Source organism: Sphingobium sp. D43FB, from assembly GCF_002312805.1.
Classification (GTDB): domain Bacteria; phylum Pseudomonadota; class Alphaproteobacteria; order Sphingomonadales; family Sphingomonadaceae; genus Sphingobium.
Map to the genome: position 1 here is coordinate 1 of NZ_NMUA01000075.1, position 5,904 is coordinate 5,904.

6 protein-coding genes are annotated in these 5,904 nt (G+C 57.7%); 3 read left to right on the plus strand and 3 right to left on the minus strand.

Annotated features, from left to right (window positions below):
* Window positions 1-362 precede the first annotated feature (362 nt).
* Window positions 363-2,228 carry a TonB-dependent receptor gene (locus tag SxD43FB_RS22760; protein WP_255245870.1) on the plus strand — a complete coding sequence of 622 codons (1,866 nt, stop codon included), beginning with the start codon at window positions 363-365 and terminating at the stop codon, window positions 2,226-2,228.
* A gap of 10 nt (window positions 2,229-2,238) precedes the next feature.
* Here SxD43FB_RS22760 and SxD43FB_RS22765 read toward each other — a convergent pair whose 3' ends face one another.
* From SxD43FB_RS22765 to SxD43FB_RS22775, 3 genes are read right to left on the minus strand one after another with little or no spacing between them, the layout of a single operon-like run.
* Window positions 2,239-3,792 carry an IS66 family transposase gene (locus SxD43FB_RS22765; protein ID WP_141249614.1) on the minus strand — a complete coding sequence of 518 codons (1,554 nt, stop codon included), beginning with the start codon at window positions 3,790-3,792 and terminating at the stop codon, window positions 2,239-2,241.
* A gap of 59 nt (window positions 3,793-3,851) precedes the next feature.
* Window positions 3,852-4,199, minus strand: a complete 348-nt coding sequence (tnpB, locus tag SxD43FB_RS22770) for an IS66 family insertion sequence element accessory protein TnpB (RefSeq protein WP_096064069.1) — start codon at window positions 4,197-4,199, stop codon at window positions 3,852-3,854.
* Window positions 4,196-4,579, minus strand: a complete 384-nt coding sequence (locus SxD43FB_RS22775) for a transposase (RefSeq protein WP_096064070.1) — start codon at window positions 4,577-4,579, stop codon at window positions 4,196-4,198. Before SxD43FB_RS22775 ends, tnpB begins: the two co-directional genes overlap by 4 nt.
* 105 nt (window positions 4,580-4,684) lie before the next feature.
* Between SxD43FB_RS22775 and SxD43FB_RS22780 the strand changes: the two genes are divergently transcribed.
* Both SxD43FB_RS22780 and SxD43FB_RS22785 read left to right on the plus strand, forming a co-directional pair.
* Window positions 4,685-5,086, plus strand: coding sequence for a TonB-dependent receptor (locus SxD43FB_RS22780; RefSeq protein WP_096064071.1), 402 nt, complete (start codon window positions 4,685-4,687; stop codon window positions 5,084-5,086).
* 436 nt (window positions 5,087-5,522) lie between these two features.
* Window positions 5,523-5,810, plus strand: a complete 288-nt coding sequence (locus tag SxD43FB_RS22785; RefSeq protein WP_141249615.1) for a hypothetical protein — start codon at window positions 5,523-5,525, stop codon at window positions 5,808-5,810.
* Window positions 5,811-5,904 lie beyond the last annotated feature (94 nt).

Genomic DNA, 5,904 nt, shown 5'->3' on the forward strand with positions numbered 1-5,904 from the left:
GCACCAGGCCGCCATCCGAAGAGAGCATGCCGCCGTCAAATCTAGCGTCCAAACGCTTGCCAGAAACGGGTGACAAACCGGTCAGGGGCAGCGTAGGATCGTCCATGGTGGGTGTGGCTCTCCAGAATTGACGGTGGCCGGTGTAAGCAACCAAATCATACGTCAAATCATAGCGTTACGCCACATCCACCAACCCCCGGTGAATTTTTCGGGCTAGCAAACCGGTGCAAATGGCCGTTGTCAAGGTTCGAAGTCGGCACCAGAGGCGGGAAGCATTCGTTCTGCGCTTATTCGCCGAATATAGAATGCATGTAAGCTGACACTTGAAATTAAGTTGCAGCTAAAAAGTGGGGAGAGATGTCGTGAAACGGGAATATAACAAGAGTCGTTTTGTGTTGTTTTCAGGTGCTTGCATGGGCGCAATGCTTTGCTCATCGGCTTCGATCGCACAGGATGCTGCTGGGGAAACGCCTCAGGCTCCAACTACGGGCTCTCAGCTTGCCTCGACGCAGCAACAAGAACCGGCTTCGGCGTTCGGGGACATCGTAGTTACCGCCACCCGTCGGGAGGCGCGCCTTCAGGATGTGCCGGTCGCAGTCACCGCCATTACTGGAGCCGGCTTGGCGGCAGCGGATGTTTCGACCCTTCGTACATTGACCCAAGTGGTTCCCGGATTCATCGGCAGCCGCAACATGGGCGTGTTCCAACCGGTGATCCGCGGGGTCGGTTCGACCGGCATCTCGATCGGTGACGAGCCAAATATCGCGACATATGTTGACGGCGTTTATCAGCCCGAATCGGCAGCGAACTGGATTGATCTGGTCGAAGTCGAGCGCGTCGAGGTCTTGCGCGGTCCGCAAGGTACAACTTTTGGACGCAACGCAACTGGCGGTCTTATTAATGTAATCACGCCTGACCCGAGTTTTGATTTTCGTGGCAAGGCCTCAGTTCGAGTGGGCCGTATGCGCAATGATGCCGGAGACTACGACGCGCGAATGTATGTTACGGGACCGATCAGTGAAACGGCGGCGCTCGACTTCGCCTCGCTCTTCCGTAAGAACGATGGTTATATCAAGGACCTTGTGCGCGGCGGAACGCTGGGCGGTCAGCGGGTCATCGACCTCCGCAGCAAACTTCTGCTAAAACCAGCCGACAATGTCAAGGTGGTTTTGACCGGAGAGTTTTTCGATCAGCAGAGCACGACAAATGCCCCACAACCGATCGATGGAAACACCTTAGGTCGAGCATTTCCGGGTGTAATTCTGCCGCGCGGCCCTTGGGAAGCCTCGCTTACCCGCGTTCCAGTACTTGACTTACGCAGATGGACTGCGGCGCTACATGTCTCAGTCGATCTGGAAACCGTGAACCTTGAATCGACAAGTGGTTTTCTCAATCTCCGTTGGTACCAAGAAACTGACTCCGATGCTTCCAATGTCGACATTGGCAACTTTCCTGCTTTATTCGCTACAGAATCTGGAAGCTCTGAGCTCAAACTGAGCTCTACAAACGCAGGCCCGTTTCAATGGCTTGTCGGCGGATATTTCTATCAGTTCGGTGGCCACGCGGACCTTAGCCCGTTTGCGACGACAACGCCGCCAAGTCCCCTGGTAGGTCCGCACCTTCAACCCGAGCTCTCGGGTCGTTCATTTGCTGGTTTCGGCGAGGGAACTTACGAGCTTTCTGGCGGCCTTTTCGTTACGCTTGGCGGACGTTATACAACCGAAAAACGCAGCTTTACGCAAATTCTAAACGGAAATACGGTCGCAAACGACGTCAGCAAAACATTTAATAAGTTCAACTACAAGGTCGGGGTTCGGTACGAAATTACATCACGCACGAATGTTTATGCGACTCACAGCACGGCTTTCAAGAGCGGCGTCTACAACATGGCTGCGACGTTGAGCACTCCGGTTCTTCCTGAAGAAATCACTGCCTATGAAGTGGGCTTGAAAACTGACCCCCTGCCCTGGCTACGTATAAACATTGCTACTTACTACTACGACTATAAGAACCTTCAGCTGCAGGCCCGGGCGGCTAATAGCTCTGCATATATTCTTCAGAATGCTGGCAACGCTGAGATTTACGGTGGAGAACTAGAGACCTTCATTTCTCCGGTCGACGGCCTCAAGCTTCGTGCTGCTGTCGCCTACACGCACGCCCGGTACCAAGATTTCACGGCGGCGCAGGGCTTCATTCCCCGGGGTAGCGGCGGCGTAAGCGTGGCCTGAGGACCGCGGCTCAGGCGGCTTCGGCGATTACCTGATTATCTGGCTGCCAGTTCCAGGGCATGAGTTCATCCCAGCGCGCAGCAGGCCAGTTGCCAGCGATCTTGGCCATGACATCGGCGATATAGGCCTGCGGTTCGAGACCATTAAGCTTGGCGGTTTCGATGACGGAATAGATGGAAGCGGCCCGGTCACCTCCAGCCTTTGATCCGGCGAATAACCAATTTTTCCTTCCCAGGGCCACGCAGCGCATGGCGCGTTCCGCAATATTATTATCGATCTCCAGGCCGCCGTCGTCGAGGAAGCGCGTCAGCGCGACCCAGCGCTTGCGGCCATAGGCAATGGCCTTGGCCATCTCGGACTTGGGCGAAAGACGGCGGAGGGCATCGTCGAGCGCCTGACGCAGCTCGTCGATCAGCGGCTTGGTGCGACCCTGTCGGCTTTGTCGTCGGATATCGGGCTGATGGCCGCGAACCTCTGCCTCGATCTCATAGAACTGGCCGATACGCTCCAGCAGATCGGTGGTGAGCGGGGTCGGCTTGGTCGCATGAATGTCGAAGATCTTGCGACGGAAATGCGCCCAGCAGGCGACTTCGGTGACACGGTTGGTATCGTAGAGCTTGTCATAGCCGGCATAGCCATCGGCCTGCAGATAGCCGGTGAAGTTGGCTAGCTGCCGCTGGGGATGTGCTCCGGTCCGATCGGTGGTGAACTCATACCAGACCAGCGGCGGGGTCGTGGCGCCGCAGCCGCGATCGTCGACGGCGTAAGCCCAGAGCCTGCCAGTCGCCGTCTTGCCCCGACCCGGATCGAGCATGGGGACCGGCGTATCGTCGGTATGGATCTTTGCGGCGGTCAAGCCGACCTCGCGGATACGACTGATGATCGGGTCGAGCAGCACGGATGCTTGCCCGACCCAGCCTGCCAGCGTCGAGCGGTCGATCTCGATACCCTGCGCTGCCATTATCTCGGCTTGGCGGTAGAGCGGCAGATGATGGTCGAACTTGGAGACGACGACATGGGCCAGCGTGCCGAAGGTCGCCTTGCCCCGCGCTATCGCCTTTACCGGCGCGGGTGCCTGCACGATCTTCTCGCAGGATCGGCAGCTATACTTGGGGCGGATGGTCCGAACGACGCGCCACTGCACCGGCACGGCATCGAGCATCTCATCGCTATCCTGCCCCAACGGCCGCAGCGCGCCGCCGCAGTCCGGGCAGGTGCAACTGCCCTGCTCGGGCTCGATCCGCTGCTCCTCACGCGGCAGATGGGCGGGCAGTGCCCGAACCGGTGATGGCCGATCTGCCTGGACTGGATCGGCCCGCCGCGCGGCGGCGACGATGGCCTCGCCTTCGAGTTCTTCCAGCGCCAGCTCAAGCTGGGCAATCTGGGTATCGAGCTTCTCCGACGACTTGCCGAACTGCATCCGCTTGAGGCGTGCAATCTGCACGCGCAGCGTATCAATCAGGATATCGCGGGCGGAAATATCGGCGCGGGCAGCCGCCAATGCGGCTTCAAGCTCGGCGATCCGAGCATCTTTATCAGGGGTGGAAAGGCCTGCATCCGACACCGCTACCTTATAGCGGATCGGCCGTCTTCATGCCAGAAAAAGCGCATAATCCGGGCGTTTTATCCTGCCAGTGACGGGGTGAAAGTACGCTCCGGGCGCCGCCAGTCGATGCCTTCCAATAGCATCGAAAGCTGCGCCGCCGTCATCACCACCGAACCCGCCTTGGTCGAGGGCCACACGAACCGTCCGCGATCCATCCGCTTGGAAAACAGGCACATGCCCTGGCCATCATACCAGAGCAGCTTGACCAGATCGCCCCGCTTGCCCCGGAAGGCGAACAGCGCGCCGGAATGCGGGCTCTCCTCCAGAACCTGCTGCGTCATCACCGCCAGGCCGTCGAAGCCCTTGCGCATGTCCGTCGCGCCGCAGGCCAGGAATATCCGCGTCGATGGCGGCAGCGGAATCATCGCGCCAGAACGCCGATCACCCGCGACAGCGCATCGGCATCGACCGTGGCGTCCACACTTACTTTGATGCCCGATGGCAGCTCGATCCCGATCACGCCGTCGCTGCGCGCCGTAACCGTTGGGGCGGGCAAGGCTAGCGGCTCGCTGATCTGCACCTGTGCAAATGTAGGCTCGATCGGCTTGCGCACCCCGGTCAGCTCGCCGGACATCGCCTGTCGCCGCCATGTGTAGATCGAGCCGCTGCCAACCTCATGGCGTTCACAGGCCGTGCGCACGCAACCTTCTGGACCAAATGCATCCCGCAGCGCGACCAGCTTCTGCTCCACCGTCCAACGGCGACGGCCCGACACCCGGCTAACGACCTCAATCCGACTACTCATACGACCACTCATATGAGTAGTCGCTGCACCGCTCGCTGAATCCTCGATCTCGTCCAACACTGGCCACCCCACTCAAAGAGCGGCAATCAACCCGTCGGACCCTTGATGCGCAAGGCGGCCGTCAGACCTCGCTTACGCGGCGGCAACATCGTCGCCACGACGGATGCCTCTGGCAACGTGATGACTCGTGCACCTAAGTGGTCGGGTAACTTTGGGGCGGATTATACAACCGCGATGGGTGGAGGTACATTTGGCGCAGGCGCAAATCTTTCCTGGAGTTCGCGCGTATATTACGATTTCCTGAACATTTTTTCTCAACCCTCCTACACACTTACGAACGCCTCGATTTTCTGGACCCCCGACAGCCAGGCCTGGAAGGCGAGCTTGTGGGTCACCAATCTGACTAACGAAAAAGTCTTCCAGACTATTCGCCCGGGTGCCTTCAGTACCGACGGTTTCTACGAGCAACCGCGTAAAATAGGTGCTTCGTTCGAGGTTCGATTCTGACATTGCGAAATAACGAGAATGTTTGACAGGCGCGGTTGATCCTAGCGTTGAGCAACATCGATCGTGAAAAGATTTGAGAGCGCTTTAACAGCCTGGTGACTCCGTGACGAAGAGCGGGCGATCCGAGCACCCGCTCTTCTCCTTTGAGCAAGAGTAATTATGTCGCGATCTGTCAGCGATCTTTGGCCAACCCTGCTACCAGTTTTAGGGGTTTAGCAGATAGGGCTATTCAGGCTACCTCAACTCGATTTCGGAAGCGAGAAGGCCGAGGCGAAGCAAGGTCAAGTGCCGCCGGGCTAAAAGATGCGTAGTAACAGCAATAGAACCACGGTCGATCGGACGACGTAATCCCGCCGTCATTTCGAAGGAAAATTAATAGGGATGATGAACTAGTTCAAACATGTTAATCGACATTTCTTATCGAAAGAATATTACCTTGAGCGAGACGGCAGATCCTGAGGTTTCCGGTCAGAAACTAAGGTTGAGATCCGGTATTGTTTACGCATTTTTGGCCTATCTAATCTACGGATCCATGCCGTTTTACATGAAGCAATTGCAGGCAGTGCCGCCGAGTCAGATCATGGCACATCGTGTCCTATGGTCGGTTTTTCTTTTAGCAATTATCGTCAGCGTGCTCGGGCGATGGACCTCGCTACGCCGGACGATTGATATGCGTCTGGTCGGGTTGTTTGGTATCCATCCGGCGGCGCCCGCCTTGTCGTGAGGTAGTGGACTGCTCTTAAGAATGCTCTCGAGAGTAGGCTTAGGAGCGGTTCATGGGGCAGATAACGGTAATGACCGGGCCGGAACGGCGGCGG

What these genes read in the sequence shown, in the direction of transcription:
- tnpB (WP_096064069.1), bottom strand. Translation starts at nt 4,199, where the DNA reads ATGATTCCGCTGCCGCCATCGACGCGGATATTCCTGGCCTGCGGCGCG.
- SxD43FB_RS22775 (WP_096064070.1), bottom strand. Translation starts at nt 4,579, where the DNA reads ATGAGTAGTCGGATTGAGGTCGTTAGCCGGGTGTCGGGCCGTCGCCGT.
- SxD43FB_RS22780 (WP_096064071.1), top strand. Translation starts at nt 4,685, where the DNA reads ATGCGCAAGGCGGCCGTCAGACCTCGCTTACGCGGCGGCAACATCGTC.